Raw genomic sequence first — 20,062 nt, forward strand, 5'->3', positions numbered from 1 at the left:
AAGAAGGATGAACCTGACGCAAGGTTCATCCTTTTTATTGGCTGTTTTCGCATACTTTGTTGCTACTGCGTATAGTTAAGACTTCCGTAATCAACGTTGCTGTCGAGTTTCAGCAACCATTCTTTAGAAAAGAGCCTGCTTATTTTATGATATAGCTAGAATATTTTCCTAAAACCTTGACAGAACAGCCTAACGCCTCGAGCTCCTCCATTGCTGGTGGCAGAAGCGGATGATCCACTTTTTCGTTCACATCAATAATGAAGAAATAGTTGCCAAGGCCCGTTTTCATCGGACGAGATTCGATTTTTGAGAGATTTAGCTTTCTCCAAGCAAAGACGGAAAGTACTTGATGTAGTGCACCAGAATGGTCAGTTGGAAGTGTCACCATCATGGTCGTTTTCTCTCCAGCACTCTTGTACGTCTCACTAGCGATACTCGCTGTTTCGTCTTTATGCAAGACAATAAACTTTGTATGATTGTTATCGTAATCATGAACGTTTTCCTGTAATACCGCAAGCTTGTACTCTTTTGCAGCAAGGGAATTCGCAATGCACGCTGCCTTTTTAGAAAGTCGGTGTTCGGCAATGAGCTTTGCCGCAGCAGCAGTAGAAGAAGTCGTTTCATACACCGCATTTGGATAGGTTTTATGTAAATATTTATGGCACTGTGCTATCGCATGAGAATGAGAATAGATGACCTCTATTTCTCCTCCCTTTTTCAGTAAATCTGGATGCACTAAAAGATGCTGACTAATTGGGATGGTAAGCTCTCCGATAATCGGTAATGGGCAGTCATGAATTAAATAATCTAATGTGACATTTACAGATCCCTCAATTGCGTTTTCAAGAGGCACAACGGCGGCCTCTACCTTCCCCTCCATAACCGCATCCATACACTCGGGAATGGTGGCAAAAGCCTTTTTCTTGCTGGAAGGAAAAAACTTCGATACTGCCATATCTGTAAATGTAGCAACTGGCCCTAAAAATCCAATCTGTGATGGTGTCATACTCTCTTCTCTCCTGTCTATACTATGCTCCTTTGAGAATAGGTTAAGCTCCTGTTCCCAATATCTCTACTTTATCTACAAATTCTAAGCGCTTTAACATGGAAAGTAAAGTGTGAATATCTCCCTTTAAGCCCGACATATCCAAGGAAAGTGTTACATTCGCCTTCCCCTGAAGTGGAATCGTTTGGTGTATGGTGAGCACATTACAGCCTTGTGAGGCAACAGTTGCAAGCAGCTGAGACAGTGCACCTGTTTGGTCCTCTAAGTGGAAAAAGAGGGTCATAATTTTTTCTTTTACCATTGTATGAAACGGAAAGACCGTATCGCGATACTTATAAAATGCACTCCTACTTAAATCCACTCGTTGGACTGCTTCGGCAATGGAATCTGCTTTTCCACGGGCAATCATTTCTTTTACCTCTAACGACTTTTTCATCGCTTCAGGTAGCACATCTTCGCGCACTAAAAAGAACTTCTCCTCTAACATCGACCATCTCTCCTTGTAAGGTTAGACTACTTGTATGTAAAGAAGAGAGGATAAACTAAATTATCCCCTCTGTGTGATTTTATTCTATTCAACAAATTCAAATTCATATTTCTGTAGACGTACGATGTCTCCATCCTTCGCACCACGTGCACGTAAAGCTTCGTCTACACCCATACCACGAAGCTGACGGGCAAAGCGTCTAATGGACTCTTCATGGTTAAAGTTTGTCATCACAAACAGTTTTTCAAGCTTTTCACCTGAAAGGACATAAGCCCCGTCTGGATCTCTTGTAATTCTGAAGTCCAGTTCTTCTTTTTCATGCTTGTATACCACGCGTTGTTCAATTGCTTCCTCTTCATATAAAGGATATTCCGGTGCATGCTCCAGTTCATCAGCTACGGCAAAAAGAAGATCACGAAGACCGCTTCTTGTGAGTGCAGATATTGGGAAGACTTTCACATCTTCGCCAACCTGTGCTTTAAACTTCTCCAGGTTTTCTTCAGAATCCGGCATATCCATTTTGTTAGCAACAACTATTTGGGCACGCTCCGTTAAGCGGAGATTATACTCCTTTAACTCTTGATTGATGGTGACAAAATCGTCGTAAGGATCACGCCCCTCAAGTCCTCCCATATCAACCACATGTAAAATAACCCTAGTGCGTTCAATATGACGGAGGAATTGATGACCAAGTCCAATCCCTTCATGTGCTCCTTCAATCAATCCAGGTAGATCTGCCATAACAAAGCTGCGGCCGTCTTCTGTTTCGACCACTCCAAGGTTTGGAACGATGGTCGTAAAATGATATTCTGCAATTTTTGGTTTTGCTGCAGAAACGACAGATAGAAGCGTGGATTTTCCTACACTTGGAAATCCAACAAGTCCAACATCTGCTAGCACCTTCAGCTCAAGAATAACATAGCGCTCTTGTCCAGGCTCTCCGTTTTCGGAAATCTCTGGAGCAGGATTTCTTGGTGTAGCGAAACGGGTATTCCCACGTCCCCCACGTCCACCTTTGGCAACAACGAATTGCTGTCCATGCTCTGTTAAATCAGCAAGAGTTTCTTTTGTATCATCATCCATGACAACCGTTCCCGGTGGTACTTTTACAATCATGCTTTCCGAGTTTCTACCATGTTGGTTTTTGGACATACCATGCTCGCCACGGTTAGCTTTAAAGTGACGCTTATAGCGGAAGTCCATAAGGGTACGAAGGCCTTCATCAACTTGAAGAATAACATTTGCTCCGTTTCCGCCATCCCCACCAGCTGGCCCGCCATCTGGTACATACTTTTCACGACGGAATGCTACCATTCCATTTCCGCCGTCTCCACCTTTTACGTATATTTTGACCTGATCAACAAACATTGTTTATTCACTCCGATATCATAAAAAGACAAGGTTCTGTCTTTTATGTTCATTTTTATCGCATCATGGCAACTGCAATGATACTTGAATGGTACTTTCTTCTTTGCCAACTTCGGCTTGATTAACCGTAAAGCCTGCTGGCTGATTTTCGAGCCACTCTTTAATATAGCTTGTCTTTTCTAGTATTCCATTTATATCAAAAAAGAAACGAACTTCCCATTCTTCCATGTGCAAACTTAAAAACACATGGTTGTCATTTTTTTTATCTACAGATTGTTCAAGCCTAGAAAAAAAGGATGTAATCCATTCAAAAAGGATATTGTCCTTTTTAGACAGTACAACAGGATGTCCGATTACTTCATATTCCATAGAGAATAAGCGTGGCTCCCAGTGATAGGTGATTAACGATTCTGCAAACGCCGGAGCCTGTAAATTGGTAAGACTTGATTCATGATTTGCCTCTAGTACAATTTCATCGATCAAATTATTTACTCGCTCAAAGCGCCCTAATGACAGATTGGCCTTTATCAATTGCAGCCGATTAAGCCAATCATGTCTGGAATGACGAAGAACTTCCAACGTTTCTCTTTTTCTCATGTATACCGTTCTCCTAGCTCTGCTTTTTATTCTCGTGCCGTTCCTGCTCAATATGTCGATTATAGCATAGAAATGGCGAGAGAGGGTGAAAGAAGGCTTGTTGCCGAACACCAAGTGAAAAAATTGTCAATATTTCTGTATACCCTTTCCTCAACAAAAAAACCCTAACCTACAACATAGGCTAGGGCATGTGCATAAGATTATGCTTCTTGTGCAACAGGATATACGCTTACTTGCTTGCGGTCACGGCCTAAACGCTCGAAACGAACGATTCCGTCAACCTTCGCGAACAATGTGTCGTCTCCACCACGTCCAACGTTTGCACCTGGGTAAATTTTCGTACCGCGTTGACGGTATAAAATAGAACCACCAGTAACCATTTGGCCGTCTGCACGCTTAGCGCCAAGACGTTTCGCGATAGAGTCACGTCCGTTTTTAGTACTACCTACTCCCTTTTTGGAAGCAAAGAACTGAAGATCTAATCTTAACATGTATTCCACCTCCTAGTTAGAAATGGTTATATAATTTCCATAATCACGTTCTATCGTCTGTAAAGACACTACCATACCTTCCAGTAGCAGTTGTACTTTCTCAAATGTTGATTCGTCCAAATCGGAAGGAACCGAACAGCGGAGAAACCCGTCTGCTCCTTGCTCTATATCAGGAGTTACGTTACAAAGTGAGATAACGGCGTTAACAGCTCCAAAGGAAACTGCGGAAACACCGGCACAAACAATGTCGGCACCTTTTTTCGCAAAGTTTGCATGTCCAGTTATGGTAAACGAATGGATCAATTGCTGATCGTCTCGTTTAATTGTTACTTTAATCATTACATCACCTTAAGCTTACAGGTTGATTGCATCAACAACAAGCTTTGTGTAAGGTTGACGATGACCTTGCTTTTTGCGGTAGTTTTTCTTCGCTTTGTACTTGAAGACTGTAAGCTTCTTCGCACGGCCTTGCTTTTCAACTTTCGCTGTTACAGTTGCTCCAGCTACTAGTGGGCTACCAACTTTAACATCGTTGCCACCTACGAAAAGAACCTTGTCAAAAGTTACTACATCTCCGTTCGCACCATCAAGCTTTTCCACATAGATCGTTTGACCTGCTTCAACCTTGATTTGCTTACCACCTGTTTCAATAATTGCGTACATACTATTGCACCTCCTATAGTTAACTCAGACTCGCCAGTGTCAGGTATATGTACGATATACGTCATATTTTCAATAAACCTGGACTGAGCGGTTGTAGCACGGGTGCTACAAACTAACAAAGAACATCTTAGCATACTATAAACGTTGGTGTCAATAAGGTTATAGCGATTTTAAACGTTCATTTGCATCTTTATCTGACCCAACAAAAATAACTTGAAAGGAGCCCCTTTCACGCGATTCTTTAAAATAAAGCTTAAGGGCTATTCGTTCCTTCATTTCTGGCAAATAGGAAAGACTTTCTGCTACTGCTGAATGAGCTTCAATAATGACAGCCTCCGCATCACTGCTGTTCAGTTCGAGTAATTCTCTTTCTAGCTGGTAAGCGAGCGTTTTAGCAGAAAATGTCACTCCTTTTCCTTCACAGCTAGTACAGGGAGCTAGCAGCAGGTTGGTCAAAGGTTCCCTGATTTTTTTTCGTGTTAGTTGCAGGAGGTTTAGTTCCGTAAAACCAACAACTCTTACTTTCGATCTGTCTTTTTTAACCACTGTTTCCATGAGGGCGACTACTTGCGCACGTTCCTCATCCTTTTTCATATCAATAAAATCAATGATAATGATGCCACCTATATGACGTAAGCGGAGCTGCCTTGCAATTTCAACGGCAGCTTCCTTGTTTATTTTTAGAACCGTGTCAGACAGAGTCGTCTTCCCTGTATATTTACCGGTATTCACATCGATGACCGTCATAGCTTCGGTGTGTTCGATGATGATGTAGCCTCCGCTTGGGAGCCAGACAATTTTCTTGAGCGCTTTTTCCAGCTCCTGCTCCAACCCTCTTCTTTTAAAAAGATTTTCCTTTCCTTGATAAAAACGGAGAGGATAGCCTTTCTTTTTCAAAAGCTGGTAGGTTGGTGCATCATCTACTTCTACAAGTTTAACTTCATGCGGAGGAATTTCACGAACTAATTTTGAGACAAACTGGTCTTCTTCTAATAATAAGGAAGGAATTTTTTTCACTGCGTCTGCTAGCTGCTGTACTTGTAGAAATTGCTGCTGCAAATCCAACAATTCCGCTGCTACCACTTCTGGTTCTATTCCCTCACTTGATGTTCGCAGTACCACTCCTTCATCTGCTGTCAGCCATTCTCCTAAGTGCTTACGCCACGCTTTTCTATTGGTGTCGGACATCTTTTTCGATATGGCTTTATATTTTCCATAAGGCTGGTAGACGAGGTTAGTACCAGGAAATTCAAGTAAACTTGTTAGCTTTGGCCCCTTTGTCCCTTCTCCTTCTTTCATTACCTGAACAAGAATGGCCTCCCCTTGATGAACAAAATGACCAATTCCCTTTTGTTCTTTTTCTGATTTTGGGAGGGTGGAGGTTTGAAAGGAACACAAATGGTCGCGGTGAATGAAGCCATGCTTACTTTGTCCAATATCGACAAATGCAGCTTGCATGCCACTAAGCACATTCACAACGCGACCGATATAAATATTACCTTCTATTGCATGAGAATCGGGCCGATCGAGAAGAAGTTCTACAAGCTTATCATCCTCTTTAACGGCAATCCGTTTTTCTGTAGCTTTTAAATTCATGATTAATTCAATCAACTTTCCATGCCCCAGCTTTCACGTTTAGTATGAATAAAGCATATCGCCAATGTCAATGGTCGTCAACTTCTCCTTAAAATACGCGTGCAATAGTTCATTTTCATCAAGCGGGGGCTGCTTTTCCGTTCCTTTCATGACGATGATGTTATGCTTACAATTTCGCTTAAATTTTTGCAGGACGGTGTGGATTTTTTCTTTTTCATCGACAATTATAGGGGTGATGGAGTGGAAGGAAGCACTTTTCCCGTAGTATCTTTCCATTAAAAAACGCATAAAAACAAAATGCCGCTGCTTCCATTCCTTATATAATGTCAGAAACAAAAACACAGTAATAATCCAAAAATTGATATGCAGTGGATCAATGATCAGATACACCGCAAGAAAAAGGGCCAAAAAAAGGAACGAAGCCTTTAGCGTATGTTCTTGTGCCTCCCGGTAGGCCGAAAACCTGCTAAAGAGTAGTCCCATCACCTTTCCCCCATCAAGCGGCCAAATTGGCAAAAGATTAACAAGTAGGATCATCATATTAAAAGTAGCAAAAAGCTCCCAGCTTCCCGCCGATATAAAGCCAAGCTTAAAGAGCAGATAGCCACCTGCAGCCATCCACACATGCTGAAGCGGACCAGCCAGTGTGACAATTAGCTCTTCTTTTAATGGCCGGTTTCCATGCTCCTCTGTTTCTGCCACCCCGCCAAAAGGAAGCAAAAGCACCTGCTTTATTCGCCAGTTATAGTACGTCGCTGCGAATCCGTGTCCTAATTCGTGAATAAGGACGATAGCAAATAACAATATAAGCTCTCGGAAATTGGCTGTCAGAATAGCTAGTCCTGCCAAAAACCACATAAGGGGATGAATATGGATTTTTTGAAGTAGCTGCAGCCATTTATTCTTCAAAGGAAATCACCTGCATTGGGTCAATAAACTCATTATCCTTTTGAATCGCAAAGTAAAACATCCCTTTCGAACCATCCTCTAAAATGGTAGTTTTGCCAATAACATTCCCCGTTTCCACAAAATCATAAAGTTTCACTTGAACTTCCCCTAGATGACCGTACCAGCTATAGCTTTTATCAGCATGCTGAATGATGACTGTTTTTCCTGTATCAGGCTTGTTCCCAACAAACGTTACATTTCCTTTCCTCATTGCTTCTACGTTTGAATGCGCGAGGGTTTCTACCATTACACCCTGCCCGTTCGCTTCAAAGCTCTCAAATACTCTGCCTGACGCAGGCATGACAAAATCAGGGTTATTACTTGGATCGTCCTTTGATTCTGGTAATGGAAGGAGTGCCAAGGAACCGCCGAACTTCTCCTCATACCACTCGGTAAAGGCCGCAAATTGAAAGCTTTCTTCCATCGTATTCGTCACAAATTGTTGAGGCTTCACTAGCACTCCCCCGGCAGGCTTTTGAAACAAGATTGCAACCACTAACACGAGAATGGCGGAGGCCAAAATTTTAAAGAGAAAATGCCCCTTACTAAATAGTGGATGATGCTTATTTTCATCCGGACCACCTTCAAAGGAAGTAAAGCTTGACCCACCATACCGCTCTTCATCCTTCACGATAGAGGATATCGTCTTATTGCGTTTTGGAAGCTGATGCCCTCGCTCCCTCTTACGCTTAGCCGCCCGTCTCCTCATTTCCGCTAACCGCTCATTCATACAAACACCCTTCCCATAAGTAGGTTTGTACCAGTTTATGACTTGTCCGGGAGGGATATGACGGAGAGGTGGTGAGGGAAGATAAAAAGTTTTGTGGAGTAGCTTCAGGATGGGATGATGGGTTCGGCGGTTTTTAGGAAGAGTTGGTTTAGGAAGCGAAGGGTGGGAAGTTGGCAGTGGGTGGAGTGGCGAAAATTATCAATCTTTGTCGAATGGCCTTTATCTGCCCTGAATTAGAAGATAATTTTAAAAAGTGGCTTATATATTTTTAAAGTGGCTTATTAAATTAAAAAGTAGATCATATAGTTAAATCTTGAGCTATCAATCTAAACCACGCACCCCAAAAGCCATGAACATAAAAAAGCTAGCTCAAAAAATTCGAGCTAGCTTTTCTTATTCTATTACCTAACCCCAAAAAACTTTTTCACCTGATACATAAAGCCTTTTGGCTCATCTTCAAGTGATTGCAAAGGCACGGATTCGCCTAGAATACGTCTTGCGATGTTGCGGTAGGCGAGGGACGCTTTGCTGTTTGGGTCCATAACAATTGGTTCGCCGCTGTTAGATGCACGGATGACACTATCGTCATCAGCGACAATTCCGATGATGTCGATGGCTAAAATGGAGACAATTTCGTCCACGTCTAGCATTTCGCCGTTTTTCATCATATGATTTCGAATTCGGTTTACGATGAGTCGTGGAGCTTTGATATGCTCCTCTTTTTCAAGCAAACCGATAATTCGGTCTGCATCACGGACAGAGGATACTTCCGGTGTAGTGACCACAATTGCTTGGTCGGCACCAGCTATCGCATTTTGAAAGCCCTGCTCAATTCCAGCTGGGCAATCGATAATAATATAATCATAGTCTTGCTTTAATTCCATGATCAGTTTTTTCATTTGCTCTGGCTTTACCGCAGATTTATCACTTGTTTGGGCAGCTGGTAAGAGCTTTAGACATTCAAAACGTTTATCATTTATTAGAGCTTGATGTGTTTTGCAACGTCCGTCCACAACGTCGACAAGGTCATAGATGATACGGTTTTCAAGTCCCATGACAACATCTAAATTTCTAAGTCCAATATCTGTATCTACTAAACATACTCTTTTCCCTTGTAAGGCAAGAGCCGTTCCAATATTTGCAGAAGTGGTGGTCTTTCCGACTCCACCTTTACCAGAAGTGATTACAATAGCCTCTCCCACTTGTTACATTCTCCTTTCAAGCCGTGTTAACATCGGTCTAAGATGTGAAAGTACTTGTAAGCGGTCTATAACAATCTGTTCTTCCTCATCAATATAGGCACATTCCATTTCATGCGAACTTTCTAGCTGTTCGGTAATGTCAGGAGCACGATTAATGGTTTCGTTGATGGAAAGTAAGGTTGGTTTCATTAGGCTTGCGGCAATTACCGCATCCTGTTTTCCTTGAAGGCCTGCATAGGCATTTCCACGCAGTGCTCCAAGAACGAAAATGTTCCCGCCGGCTTTCACCGTACCTCCAGGGTTAATATCACCTATTAGCAGAAGATCTCCTTCTACCTCTAGCACTTGACCTGAGCGAATCATTTTCGCGACAGGGACAATTTCTGTTTGTTTATTCCACTGAAAGGCTTGTTCCTTTGTAACAACATTGCTTTCGATGTTTTCGACAAGGAAATTCTTTTTACTGCGAATAACATCTCGTAGTTTTTCTTCTTGTTTTTTCGTTAAAAAACGATTACCAACCTTTAGTCGCACCCCTATTAGAGGTGTTTCTTCAGGATCTTTATTCGATGTTAGTTTTGCATCTATTTCAGCTAAAAGCTCTTGAAATGAGCATGTATCATCGAGATGCAGGGTTAACCCCTCTTTTGTTCCTTTTATGGTTACATACTGTTGTTTTTGTCTATTCACGACGTTCACCTCAACAAGTATATAATTCGACATCATCCTTCTATTTCCTTTTTCCTATATCAGATAAAAATAAAATTTTGTCTTTTATCGTAAAAATGGAAAAGCCCACCTTGTGTAAGGCATTGGGCTTCTTTTAGAGTTCGTCTTTTTGTTCAATTGCCAAGCGTTCCATGAAAAGTTTAATAGGAAATAATAGGACAAGTGCAATAATGGCATTAAAGCCTAGTGTTGGCAACAGCCTAGTTGTCAAAAATTCGGTATGGGTTAATAAGGTAGTACCAATTAAGGAATGAATTCCATAGACAATATGCTCTGTAACTATTATCCCTACTAGTACCATTAGAAACGATAGAAAAAAGTTAGTATTCACTAAGCGCAGGATTACCGCAACAACATAAACGGAGATTCCAAATGCAAATAAGTAAACACCGAGGATTTCTGTATAGACCACGTCATATAAAAAGCCAAACAAAATGGCACAGATAAACCCAACATAAGGACTTGTGTAGATTGAACAGAGTACAATGATGATGAGCATAAATCTCGGTACAATAATCCAATCCTCATGCAACGTACGGATGCCAAAAAAATCCACTGTCATGCTTTCCATAATAAAACAGAAGAGAAGCAGGGCCGGTAAGACGTATTTCCTCACTCCGAGCCCCCCTCTTCTGTTGTGTCTTCAGGTGCTTCCTCCTGTTGTATTAATGCTCTTTCTACGATGATCACATGGCTGATATTATAAAAGTCAGCTGCTGGCTTCACATATGCCGTTTGGGTTAGGCCATATTCATCTGCAACAACTTCGATTACTTCTCCAATCATTAAACCTTGTGGAAACACACCACCAAGTCCAGAGGAGAGAACCTTTTCTCCTTCTTTCACTTCCGCCTGGTGAGGAATACGTTTTAATAGGAGGGCCCCTTTTTCTTGGTCGTAGCCCTCTATTAATCCAAAAATCTCTTCATCTCCTTGTATGTATGCAGATATACGATTTTTAGGATCGAGTGAGCTTAATAACTGAACAGTAGAAGTAAAGGCATTGGCTTGTTTTACTTTCCCAATAAGTCCTGCTGACGTTACAACGGCCATGTCTTTTTCCACGCCGTTTTGCTTTCCTTTGTTGACAGTCACCTGTTCTACCCATTGATCAGGGTTTCTAGCAATAACGGTAGCTGGTTTTGCTTCATAGTCACGAAGCGAATCAAGTTCTCCGACAAGCTCTCGGAACTCTTCGTTTTCCTTTTCTAGCTTTTGAACTTTTGTTTCTAAAAGAGCATATTCTTCTAGTCTGGCGCGCAGTAGTTTATTCTCTTCATACGTATCTTTTAAATAACCTACATTATCAAAGAAACCCGCGACAAAATGTGCGGGTCTATAAAAGATAGATTGAACAAAGCCTGTGGAGTCTTTTACAAACTGCTCAGGCCATGTCAAATCGTCCCGTTCTCTCAAAGAAAAACCAATCAATGCCACTAGAATAATTAAGCTCACCAACAAAATGATTAATCTTTTATTGAGGAAAAATTGTGGCATGACTTAACACCTTCTTAGCGATAATCTCTTGATTTCTTTTTAAACTCATCAATATAATCTAATGCTTTACCTGTACCAATAGCAACACAGTCCAGTGGATTTTCAGCAATAATCACCGGCATTTTTGTTTCTTCGCTAATCACTTTGTCAAGGTTTCGGAGCAATGCACCTCCACCAGTAAGGACAATCCCGCGGTCCATGATATCAGAAGCAAGCTCTGGAGGCGTGCGTTCTAACGTCGCTTTGACAGAATCAACAATCGTCGTTACCGTATCGCTTAATGCGTCTGCCACTTCTTTCGCGGAAATTTCAACTGTTTTAGGTAATCCTGTTAACAAGTCGCGACCACGAATATCCATTGGCTCAATTCCTTCTGCATCTCCAGCAGACCCAACCTCTACCTTAAGTGCTTCTGCCGTACGCTCTCCAATCATAAGATTGTAGTTTTTACGAATGTAGGCAATAATCGCATCGTCCATTTCATCCCCAGCAACCCGAATGGACTGACTTGTTACGATTCCACCTAAGGAAATGATGGCTACCTCTGTTGTTCCGCCACCAATATCCACCACCATGCTACCTGTTGGTTCCCATACTGGAAGATTTGCCCCAATTGCTGCTGCAAATGGCTCCTCTATAGGATACGCATCACGTGCTCCGGCTTGGCGGGTCGCATCAATAACTGCTCTCTCTTCCACGGCAGTAATACCAGATGGCACACACACCATTACATATGGCTTTCGTGAGAAGGAGCTTTTGTTTTTCAATGCTTGTTTAATATAATACTTCATCATTGTCGCTGTTGTTTCGTAATCAGCAATGACGCCATCCTTCATTGGACGAAGCGCTACGACATTTCCTGGCGTACGACCAATCATGTTCTTCGCATCATTTCCAACTGCTACAATTTGTCTTGAATCTGTTTGGAGTGCCACTACTGACGGCTCGCGCACAACGATTCCTTTTCCTTTAATAAAAACTAATGTATTGGCTGTTCCTAAGTCAATACCAAGATCTCTCGTTCCAAACATATAAATGTATCTCCCTTTCTGATACTATAGCGTAATAAGTGGTAAATGAAAAATAATAAAACGGACGAAGCCTGTCCTGATATTTTCATTACAATGTGGATTTGGTTAAGTGTAGAAGTTGATGGATTAAGAAGGGTGTCCTTCCAAACTCATGAGTAATATTATATCGTAGGAAAAGGAAAAAGCATAGTATTACACATACCCTTTTTCTTTTAAACTAATAAATTTTTGGTCTCCAATTATTAGGTGGTCCAAAAGTTCTATTCCAATTATCTTTCCACATTCACTCAATCTTTTTGTCACATCAATATCCTCCCTGCTTGGTGCAGGATCTCCGGAAGGATGATTATGTAAACAGATGAAAGAGGCTGCAGAACGACGGAAAGCTTCTTTAAAGTAGGGTGAGAACCCAGCGCCTTTCTTAGTTACCTAAATAGGTTTCCGAGAACTCCCCTCCAAACCGTACGTACTCCTCTCAGAGTATACGGCTTTCCATTTATCAGTCTAACTTTCCATTGTGAAGGTTATGGTGACAAGGAACACACATTGCAATAGTTTTTCTACGTCGTGCAATCATATGTTGTTCCCATCGCTTCTTACCATCCAAATCCTTTAGCTTATGTATGTGATGCATTTCTAGAGGTACACCACTAGTACCGCACCACTCACATTTTTCTGCTAAAAGGCGGTCAATTAAGCTTGTCCTGCCACCATAAGCGAATGTAAGTTCAACCGTATCTATTTTCCGATGTTTTACTTCCCTACTTTTCTCCATCCGTTTCTCCGTAAAATAGGCAGTTTTTTTGCCTTCCTTCGTTTCGTAACGTACACCGAAACTCCCGTAAATATTATATTTAGCGATTGTTTTACTAACGGTAGTTTTATATTTGTTGGCATAAGTTTTAATCATACTGTACTTCATTGTTTGTCGAAATGATTGAAGAACGTGAACATTACTAGCTAAACAATAGTAGTTGTATAAGCCCTCAATCTCAGCATTGTAAGTACGAAGGATTTCTAAATCATCGTTATGCACTAAATACGGTCGATGGACAGGTTTCCACCCATTGCTATTTCCAATTTTTAAAGCGCCTAAATCGACGAGTTTCTTGATATATTTTTCGTGGGGTACAAATAGCTTTGTTTGATAATTAAACTTCCGTTTCTTTGTACCATTTGGCATCTTCATTCTGTGCCAATCTCTTGCTACACGAATATCATAACTTAGGAAACGAGCATTTTTTTCACTATGTGTAATCAACGTTTTTTCAGCACTAAGTTCTAATTTTAATTCCATTACCAAGAAGTCTGTTAAATCTTGTTTGATTTGCTCTGCCTCATTCTTGCTTCCTATTACACCAATGATGAAGTCGTCTGCGTAACGAACATATTTGATTCGACGATAGTTTGGGTCAAAAAGGTCTTTACTGTCGTGACTTTGAAGTTCTTTGTAAAGAGCCTTTAATTCTTTTAGTTTCTCAGATTTTTCTTTTTCAGATAGTGTTTCCCAATCACGTTTATTGTTACTTTTACGTTTCGCGATTTTGGAAGCGATAGTATGATATACCAAGTTATGCGCGCGTTTTTCACTTTTGTTATAACGCTCAGAATATTGCTCCACATATTTATCTAAGTCATGTAAATAAATATTGGACAATAATGGACTTATGATTCCCCCCTGAGGTGTGCCACTATAAGTTTTGTGAAGAACCCAGTCTTCTACATATCCTGCTCGTAGAAACTTCCAAATTAGATTAATGAATTTTTCATCTTTAATCCTTTTTCGTAGCAGTTGAATCAAAACGTGATGGTCAATATTATCAAAGAAACTTTTAATATCCCCTTCAACAAACCATCTAGTTCCAGTGAATGTGTTACGTATTTCTTTAAGTGCAGTGTGACAACTTCGATTTGTTCTGAAACCATGTGAGTGATTTGAGAACTGTGGTTCATAGATACTTTCCAGAATGCGCCTTACGACTTCTTGGATTAACTTATCCTCAAAAGTTGGAAGACCTAAAGCTCTTAGTTTTCCGTTCTTCTTTGGAATATACGTTCTTCGTGCTGGTTTTGGCTGATATGTTTGGTCTTTTAGTTTCTCAATTAGACTCTCCATTCTGATTATACTCATTCCGTCGATTGTATCGTTATTAATACCTTTTGTGCTACTTCCTTTATTTGGGTAAATCTTAGCATAGGCTTCTAAGTAAAATTCAATATTATAAAGGTTTCGATACAGTCTCTCAAAAGAATAATTTTCCTCTTTTGCTTTGGAAGTCAGATTGCTTAATACTACTTTTGGATTTCTCATAGAGCCTCGCGCTCCTTCCCAATTTTGTATTAAACTCGATAAACTACTCTCCTTCGCCATGTAATAGGCTTTCCCTATCTCGGACTACTACGAGAGTTCCGTTGCCATATTGGATATTCAGACACATCTGTCATAGCCTTTGTATGGCTTTCCAACTTAGGCAATCCCCATTTAGACATTTAGAAACATAGCAAATCAATAGTTTCGGATGTGACTTTCGCTCGTTTCATTCTATATAGAAGATGGTCGAAATAGTATCACTTCATGTTTCTCGAAATTTTTAAGAAACATGCATATTTCGCACAGCGTATATCGTTACCTCCCGCTGAAGGTCCCCGTAGTCCTCCTTGAGCTATCATTCAAGCAATTCAGCTTTCATCCTTGTCTATGAATTTCACCTCGCCATTCAGTCGTGCCTTGGTAACTAGACAACTTATGGCTTTGCCAACATGCTACACTCCCCGTTTGGTTTCCCTCTCGGATAAGTTGACTGATGATAGGGTAAGAATTGTGATAATTCCCTACTACCTTGCCAGAGCAGATTTTCTAAATGTCCTTATGGGCGCACTATCTCGCGCGGGTGAACGATGCTCGCATTTAAGCTGCCGATAAAAATGGTCTGCTGATGAAGAACTTGATTTTTGGTGTTGAGGTAAAGGCAAACGAAATGCTCTTGGGATAGAAAGCGCATGTCCTCCATCACATAGTTTGCTGCATCTTCTGGTGATCGGATGACATAACGATCTTCATATTGCAAACGATGAATTCTTCTGCCAAGCTCTATCGCAGCCATAATTTGCACAGCTTTTACATTTCCAATTCCTTTCACTCCCGTAATCTCCTCAATTGATGCATCTTTTAAGAGACGTAATCCTTCAAAATGAGTGAGTAGCTTATTGGCAAGCTGCAGAACAGATTCTTCCTTTGACCCTGTCCTGAGTAATATGGCAAGAAGCTCATGATTGGATAAGCTTTTTGGTCCATCCTGAACCAAACGCTCACGCGGTCGCTGGTCCTCAGGATAATCCTTAATCATTAACGCCTTGGAAGTGGTGGTTGTTACCAATGTCCTGTTCCTCCCTTTGGTAGAAGACAGGCATCATCCGAATTATTAAAAATGCTTTAGCTCTCGAACTGTCCGGGATAGTGGCAAGCCTACAATAGAAAAATAATCTCCTTGAATTTCCTTTACAAAAATGGCGCCAACTTCCTGAATGCCGTAAGAACCTGCTTTATCCATCGGCTCCCCAGATTGGATGTAAAATTCAATCTCATCCTCTGTTAGGTCCCAAAATGTCACCGCGGTTTTTTCGTAAAAGGTCACTTGTTTTTCTTTGCTGAGTATCGCCACTCCACTTATCACATGATGTTTACTGCCACTGAGCTTGCGAAGGGTTTCTCTTGCTTCCGCTTCATCCACTGGTTTACCAAGAACCATGTCCTCTAACACGACAATGGTGTCAGAGCCAATGACAATCGCTTCTGGATGCTCCTGAAAAACGCTTTCTGCTTTTTGGTAGGCAAGACTTGTGGCTATCTCTTCTGGTGATAGTGAAGGGTCATATGTTTCTTCGATGTTACTCACTTTCACTTCAAATTGGAGATGTACTTGTTTGAGGAGTTCCTTTCTTCTGGGGGATCCTGAGGCTAAAATAAGAGGTTTCATTTGCTATCACCTTCCGCTAGTAATTCGTACTTGAGAGATACATCTTCATCCTATCACAAAAAATCATTAGGCAACAAATTTCTTTGTCTGAATCTCAAAAAGGATTTTCCGCACAAAAAAATGACCCAAAATCAACTTTTGAGCCATTGAGATGAAATTAATATAGGAAAGAAGTAGCATCGAGCAGTTTTTGCTGAGCTTCCCATAATGCTTGTTTATTATTGGAGCTTTGGTACATTTGTAAGTTTTCATAAGCAGACATTAGCGCATTCTTATACCCTGAAGTTACCTCTGTTAAGTCACTACTATTAATAGCTTCCACCTTTTGCAAAGAGCTTTGTAACCCTTCATTTGTCGCCGAGTCTATTGTTAAGCCTTCAAGCAGCATTGAAGTTGCCGTAACTAGCTGGACGTACAAGCTTTGCCCTTCCTCAAGTAAGGAAACATCTTTTGCCGAGAGCGATTCTAATGTTTTTCCAGGAAACGTGAGATCTTTTGCATACGGCTCAAAGCCTTTATCAGCAGCATCTGCACCAACAATTTTCATGCCCTCGACACTTTTGCCAACTGCCATAAGTACATAAGTCGGTTCTGATCCAACAGAAGTTGCAGGAAAGCCCGCACTTTGCAGGCGATTAACTTCGGTAGTGGCTCCATCACTTGTTGTAAAAGCACCAGCTTGTAATACTGAAATGGTTTGGGCTGGAATGGTAAAACTATTACTTCCTTCTGCGGTGGTTCCTTTTTCATTTGTTGCATTATCAGATGTTACTGGTGCTGCTGCAGGCACATCGGGGTTTAGTGGCGAATCCGGTATTTTCATCACTGCTAAAATGAGAAAACCTAGACATGTACCGATGCCTATTGCCATTCCAATGGATAGAAGTAATTGCTTGTAGAAGGAGGGAGATTGTAATTTTTTCTTCTTTCCAAAGGGAGATGCCTGTCCTTTAGATTGATTCACTTTCCTGAGATCTTCAATATATGAAGCTTTAGGGGAGGTTGCTTTGTTTTCATGCTTTTCTTGCTCTTCTTGTTTTTTTGGTTCTTTCGGAAGCACCCATTCAAACTCATCCTCTTCCTTTTTTTCAGCTGCAGCTGCTGACTCATCTACAATAATGATAGGCAATTCCTCATCAGAGTAAGAGGACACCTCCTCATTTGGAGCTACAGGTGGGCTCTCTTCCTTTGGCTGATAGTGTTTCTTTTTCTTTTTTCCGTGCTGATAATGCTTTTCCTTCCCATTTATCTTGATTTTCACCTGGTGATTATTCATTTTTACCACCTCCGGATTCCTTTGACAAAATATGTCTTCCACAGATTTTGTTTTATCCTATCATAGGCAATAAAAAAAAGAACAAGACTTTTGTCGTCTTGTCCTAATTCTTTTCCGACACTTTCCTTATCACTTTCAAGGATTCGACCATTTCCAAGGAAATAATTAGTTTGTGTCGAGAAATGGATTGGTTTTATTTGCAGGCTCTGGTACCGATAATGGCGGCAAGTCTTCTACAAGGTCATGCAGCTCCGGATAGTAGAAGGCTGACAGGGTTACAGAGTAAGATAAAGTGTCCATTACTTGTTCAGTGGACGTGACTTCTGGTTGTCCCGTAAACGTAACAGATTCTATTTGGGTGATTCGAGTGAGGTTCTCTAATGAAGATAAAAATGTCTTTAACGCCTCATAGGTTTCCGACTCTACCGCAAGATTAACTGTTACCTTGTTAAGGCCTTCTGGCATAAATTCAGTAGCTACCTCTGTTTCCGTGGTCTCTGGTGTTTGCGACTCTACGTATTCATCAAGTGTGGTAGAAGCAGGTGTAAAGGCGCTATCACCAAAGGTCATATTCACAATAGTGCTTTCAGAAAGCAGCTCTGCCTTGTCTAGCTCTAGCACCAGCTGTTCCACAAAAGGAGTAACAGGAATTTTCCGCTGCAGCTCTACCGTATTGCCATTTAATGCGGCGGACGTTGCCTGTTGTTGATCTAATACTTGAATAAGCTGTTGCTCAATTTTCAGGTCGTTTTGTAGCTGCTCCGCTTTTCTTTCTTGAGGCAAGTAACCAAGATAATAAAAAGCAGCAATCCCTAAAACAATGCCCAATACAGAGATACCAAAGAGGAGATAATGCTTACGTTCCATTTCAATCATCATCCTTCTTCTTCCCCTCCGTCCCCTTCTGTTACCGTTTCTTCTTGAAACTTAGTGCGATCAAAACCGACACTAAACTGTCCAATATATCGTGGCATTGCGTCTTCTGCATCAATAGCTGCTGTTGAGATAGAAGACAAGTCAACAGAATGATATTGCGGTGATTGATTTAAGTGATGAAGGAAATAAGCCGCATCCTTTGATTCATCAAATTGCACCGTTAAGTTTAAATTTCCTGTTTCATCATAAGAAAAGCTTTGGATAAACCCTCTCTCTGGGAGCAAGGAAATTAGGTCTTGCATGACAGGGACCATTTCTAGAGGATATTCTTCCGCCCAAACTACTGTCTGCGCAAGCTTTCCTTCAGATGATGAACTTTGCGGCCTGTTCATAGCTTCTTCTTTAGCAATTCTGAGCTCCTGTGCCGTTTCAAGCTCCTGTTGGGCTGTTTGAACATCTTTATTTACTAGATTAGAAAATGTAAAAAGCATGATGATGACAAACAAACAAAAGAAAGCACAGATGCCATAGACAAGAGGTGTCGTTATATTACGAGATTTCTTTTTAGGTAATAAATCTATTTCTACTAACATTAGCGCACCTCTTTTAACGCAAGGCCAAGTGGGTAATAGTATCTAGAATCGATAGCTTCTTGGTCCTGTGTATACACGTCCTGCTCAAAGGAGTCGACCTGCACGGTCATTCTTTCTTTCAATTTTGCTAAGATTAATGGTAGATTCGGATGATCTCCATGAAGCAAGATGCGTTGTATTTCCTCATTTCCTTGGTTGAGAGAATAGCGGAAGAAGTTCATAATTTTCTCCACTTCTGACGCGAAATCCTCTAAATAAACATTAAACTGCACGATATCTCCTGCCCATTCCATTTGGGTATTTCCAAGAGATACCTCCCACACCTTCATATCTTGTGGAAACGCAACGGTTCTCATAAATACTGGGACATGGTCCATAAAAATGCTTAACGTAATACAGCTCACATCAAAATGAATGATCAGCAAGTGGTCATGCTCATTACGCTGTCCAAATTCATAGTAAAGTCTATAAAGACAAAGTGGAGAAACATCTGCTGCTGCAGGCTTCATTTTAAATTCTTCGAGCATCATGGAATAGGTGGTTACCACTTCTTCTGGGGAGGCAAACAAAACCAGCTCTGTTTTTTCAGAGCGATTGAGAACATGAACATCAAACACCGGATCCTCAAAGGGAAGATGAATAGTGGAGCCTAGTTCAAGATAGAGGTAACCGATAATTTCGTCATCCATGATATTAGATGGAATAGTTAGCTTTCTAGTAACCACGTATTGGTCTGGAACAACAAATCGCACATGCTTGCGTTTCAAGCCCCAGTCTTCTACACATTCCTCTAAAATGAGACGAAAAACCTCTTCATCGACAATTTTTCCATCTTTGACTAGATTTGGCGGCAAAAATCGTTCATTTGTGCGTTTAATAACAAGTGGATTCATGCTTTTTAATTCGATCATTCGGATAACATGGTCCCGAATAATCAAGTTTATGAAATTGTTTTGCTTTGGTTGCAAAAATGAAAATTCCATCTAGAAACTCCT

Annotated in this window: 21 protein-coding genes, 2 pseudogenes and 1 other annotated feature; all 23 genes and pseudogenes read right to left on the reverse strand. The window is 41.0% G+C overall.

What is annotated here, in order from left to right; translation table 11 throughout:
* Nucleotides 1-139: 139 nt before the first annotated feature.
* The 23 genes and pseudogenes from pheA to pilM all read right to left on the reverse strand — a co-directional run bounded on the left by pheA (nt 140) and on the right by pilM (nt 20,050).
* Nucleotides 140-1,006, reverse strand: a complete 867-nt coding sequence (pheA, locus tag FIU87_RS14920; RefSeq protein ID WP_152445324.1) for a prephenate dehydratase — start codon at nt 1,004-1,006, stop codon at nt 140-142.
* Nucleotides 1,007-1,049: 43 nt separating this feature from the next.
* Nucleotides 1,050-1,493 (reverse strand): ACT domain-containing protein, encoded by a 444-nt coding sequence (locus tag FIU87_RS14925; RefSeq protein ID WP_152445325.1) that lies wholly within the window; start codon nt 1,491-1,493, stop codon nt 1,050-1,052.
* An 84-nt stretch (nt 1,494-1,577) separates the two neighbouring features.
* The gene (gene obgE, locus FIU87_RS14930) at nt 1,578-2,861 is read right to left on the reverse strand and encodes a GTPase ObgE (protein WP_152445326.1); all 1,284 of its coding nucleotides are present in this window, start codon (nt 2,859-2,861) and stop codon (nt 1,578-1,580) included.
* A gap of 63 nt (nt 2,862-2,924) precedes the next feature.
* Nucleotides 2,925-3,458, reverse strand: a complete 534-nt coding sequence (locus tag FIU87_RS14935; protein ID WP_152445327.1) for a Spo0B C-terminal domain-containing protein — start codon at nt 3,456-3,458, stop codon at nt 2,925-2,927.
* A 200-nt stretch (nt 3,459-3,658) separates the two neighbouring features.
* Complete coding sequence (rpmA, locus tag FIU87_RS14940; protein ID WP_152445328.1) at nt 3,659-3,949, reverse strand: 50S ribosomal protein L27; 291 nt, start codon at nt 3,947-3,949, stop codon at nt 3,659-3,661.
* 12 nt (nt 3,950-3,961) lie between these two features.
* Nucleotides 3,962-4,288: a ribosomal-processing cysteine protease Prp gene (locus FIU87_RS14945; protein ID WP_152445329.1), complete on the reverse strand. Its 327-nt coding sequence runs from the start codon at nt 4,286-4,288 to the stop codon at nt 3,962-3,964.
* A gap of 15 nt (nt 4,289-4,303) precedes the next feature.
* Nucleotides 4,304-4,612, reverse strand: coding sequence for a 50S ribosomal protein L21 (gene rplU / locus FIU87_RS14950; protein ID WP_152445330.1), 309 nt, complete (start codon nt 4,610-4,612; stop codon nt 4,304-4,306).
* A 16-nt stretch (nt 4,613-4,628) separates the two neighbouring features.
* Nucleotides 4,629-4,715: a sequence feature (ribosomal protein L21 leader region), on the reverse strand.
* A gap of 56 nt (nt 4,716-4,771) precedes the next feature.
* Nucleotides 4,772-6,223 (reverse strand): Rne/Rng family ribonuclease, encoded by a 1,452-nt coding sequence (locus FIU87_RS14955; protein ID WP_152445331.1) that lies wholly within the window; start codon nt 6,221-6,223, stop codon nt 4,772-4,774.
* A 24-nt stretch (nt 6,224-6,247) separates the two neighbouring features.
* Nucleotides 6,248-7,117, reverse strand: coding sequence for a M50 family metallopeptidase (locus FIU87_RS14960; RefSeq protein ID WP_301538632.1), 870 nt, complete (start codon nt 7,115-7,117; stop codon nt 6,248-6,250).
* Nucleotides 7,107-7,886 (reverse strand): M23 family metallopeptidase, encoded by a 780-nt coding sequence (locus FIU87_RS14965; RefSeq protein ID WP_152445332.1) that lies wholly within the window; start codon nt 7,884-7,886, stop codon nt 7,107-7,109. Before FIU87_RS14965 ends, FIU87_RS14960 begins: the two co-directional genes overlap by 11 nt.
* 401 nt (nt 7,887-8,287) lie before the next feature.
* The gene (minD, locus tag FIU87_RS14970) at nt 8,288-9,088 is read right to left on the reverse strand and encodes a septum site-determining protein MinD (RefSeq protein ID WP_152445333.1); all 801 of its coding nucleotides are present in this window, start codon (nt 9,086-9,088) and stop codon (nt 8,288-8,290) included.
* Nucleotides 9,089-9,091: 3 nt separating this feature from the next.
* Nucleotides 9,092-9,811, reverse strand: a complete 720-nt coding sequence (gene minC, locus FIU87_RS14975) for a septum site-determining protein MinC (RefSeq protein WP_152446595.1) — start codon at nt 9,809-9,811, stop codon at nt 9,092-9,094.
* 100 nt (nt 9,812-9,911) lie between these two features.
* On the reverse strand, nt 9,912-10,433 hold the full coding sequence (mreD, locus tag FIU87_RS14980; protein ID WP_152445334.1) for a rod shape-determining protein MreD: 522 nt from the start codon (nt 10,431-10,433) through the stop codon (nt 9,912-9,914).
* A complete protein-coding gene (gene mreC / locus FIU87_RS14985; protein WP_152445335.1) occupies nt 10,430-11,314 on the reverse strand; it encodes a rod shape-determining protein MreC in 885 nt (294 codons plus the stop codon). The genes mreD and mreC overlap by 4 nt, the downstream gene beginning before the upstream one ends.
* A gap of 14 nt (nt 11,315-11,328) precedes the next feature.
* On the reverse strand, nt 11,329-12,351 hold the full coding sequence (locus FIU87_RS14990) for a rod shape-determining protein (RefSeq protein ID WP_152445336.1): 1,023 nt from the start codon (nt 12,349-12,351) through the stop codon (nt 11,329-11,331).
* Nucleotides 12,352-12,537: 186 nt separating this feature from the next.
* Nucleotides 12,538-12,741 (reverse strand): annotated as a pseudogene (locus tag FIU87_RS14995) (JAB domain-containing protein); the annotation flags it as partial.
* Between the two features lie 103 nt (nt 12,742-12,844).
* Nucleotides 12,845-14,656 carry a reverse transcriptase/maturase family protein gene (locus FIU87_RS15000; protein WP_152446596.1) on the reverse strand — a complete coding sequence of 604 codons (1,812 nt, stop codon included), beginning with the start codon at nt 14,654-14,656 and terminating at the stop codon, nt 12,845-12,847.
* Nucleotides 14,657-15,224: 568 nt separating this feature from the next.
* Nucleotides 15,225-15,692, reverse strand: a pseudogene (locus FIU87_RS15005) (JAB domain-containing protein); the annotation flags it as partial.
* 75 nt (nt 15,693-15,767) lie between these two features.
* Nucleotides 15,768-16,322 (reverse strand): Maf family protein, encoded by a 555-nt coding sequence (locus FIU87_RS15010; protein ID WP_152445337.1) that lies wholly within the window; start codon nt 16,320-16,322, stop codon nt 15,768-15,770.
* 157 nt (nt 16,323-16,479) lie between these two features.
* Nucleotides 16,480-17,598 carry a hypothetical protein gene (locus tag FIU87_RS15015; RefSeq protein WP_152445338.1) on the reverse strand — a complete coding sequence of 373 codons (1,119 nt, stop codon included), beginning with the start codon at nt 17,596-17,598 and terminating at the stop codon, nt 16,480-16,482.
* Between the two features lie 165 nt (nt 17,599-17,763).
* On the reverse strand, nt 17,764-18,477 hold the full coding sequence (locus FIU87_RS15020) for a type II secretion system protein M (protein ID WP_152445339.1): 714 nt from the start codon (nt 18,475-18,477) through the stop codon (nt 17,764-17,766).
* Nucleotides 18,474-19,067: a PilN domain-containing protein gene (locus FIU87_RS15025; protein ID WP_152445340.1), complete on the reverse strand. Its 594-nt coding sequence runs from the start codon at nt 19,065-19,067 to the stop codon at nt 18,474-18,476. Before FIU87_RS15025 ends, FIU87_RS15020 begins: the two co-directional genes overlap by 4 nt.
* Nucleotides 19,067-20,050, reverse strand: coding sequence for a type IV pilus biogenesis protein PilM (gene pilM / locus FIU87_RS15030; protein ID WP_152445341.1), 984 nt, complete (start codon nt 20,048-20,050; stop codon nt 19,067-19,069). The genes FIU87_RS15025 and pilM overlap by 1 nt, the downstream gene beginning before the upstream one ends.
* Nucleotides 20,051-20,062: the final 12 nt, after the last annotated feature.

It is taken from the genome of Bacillus sp. THAF10 (genome assembly GCF_009363695.1).
GTDB lineage: Bacteria > Bacillota > Bacilli > Bacillales > Bacillaceae_I > Sutcliffiella_A.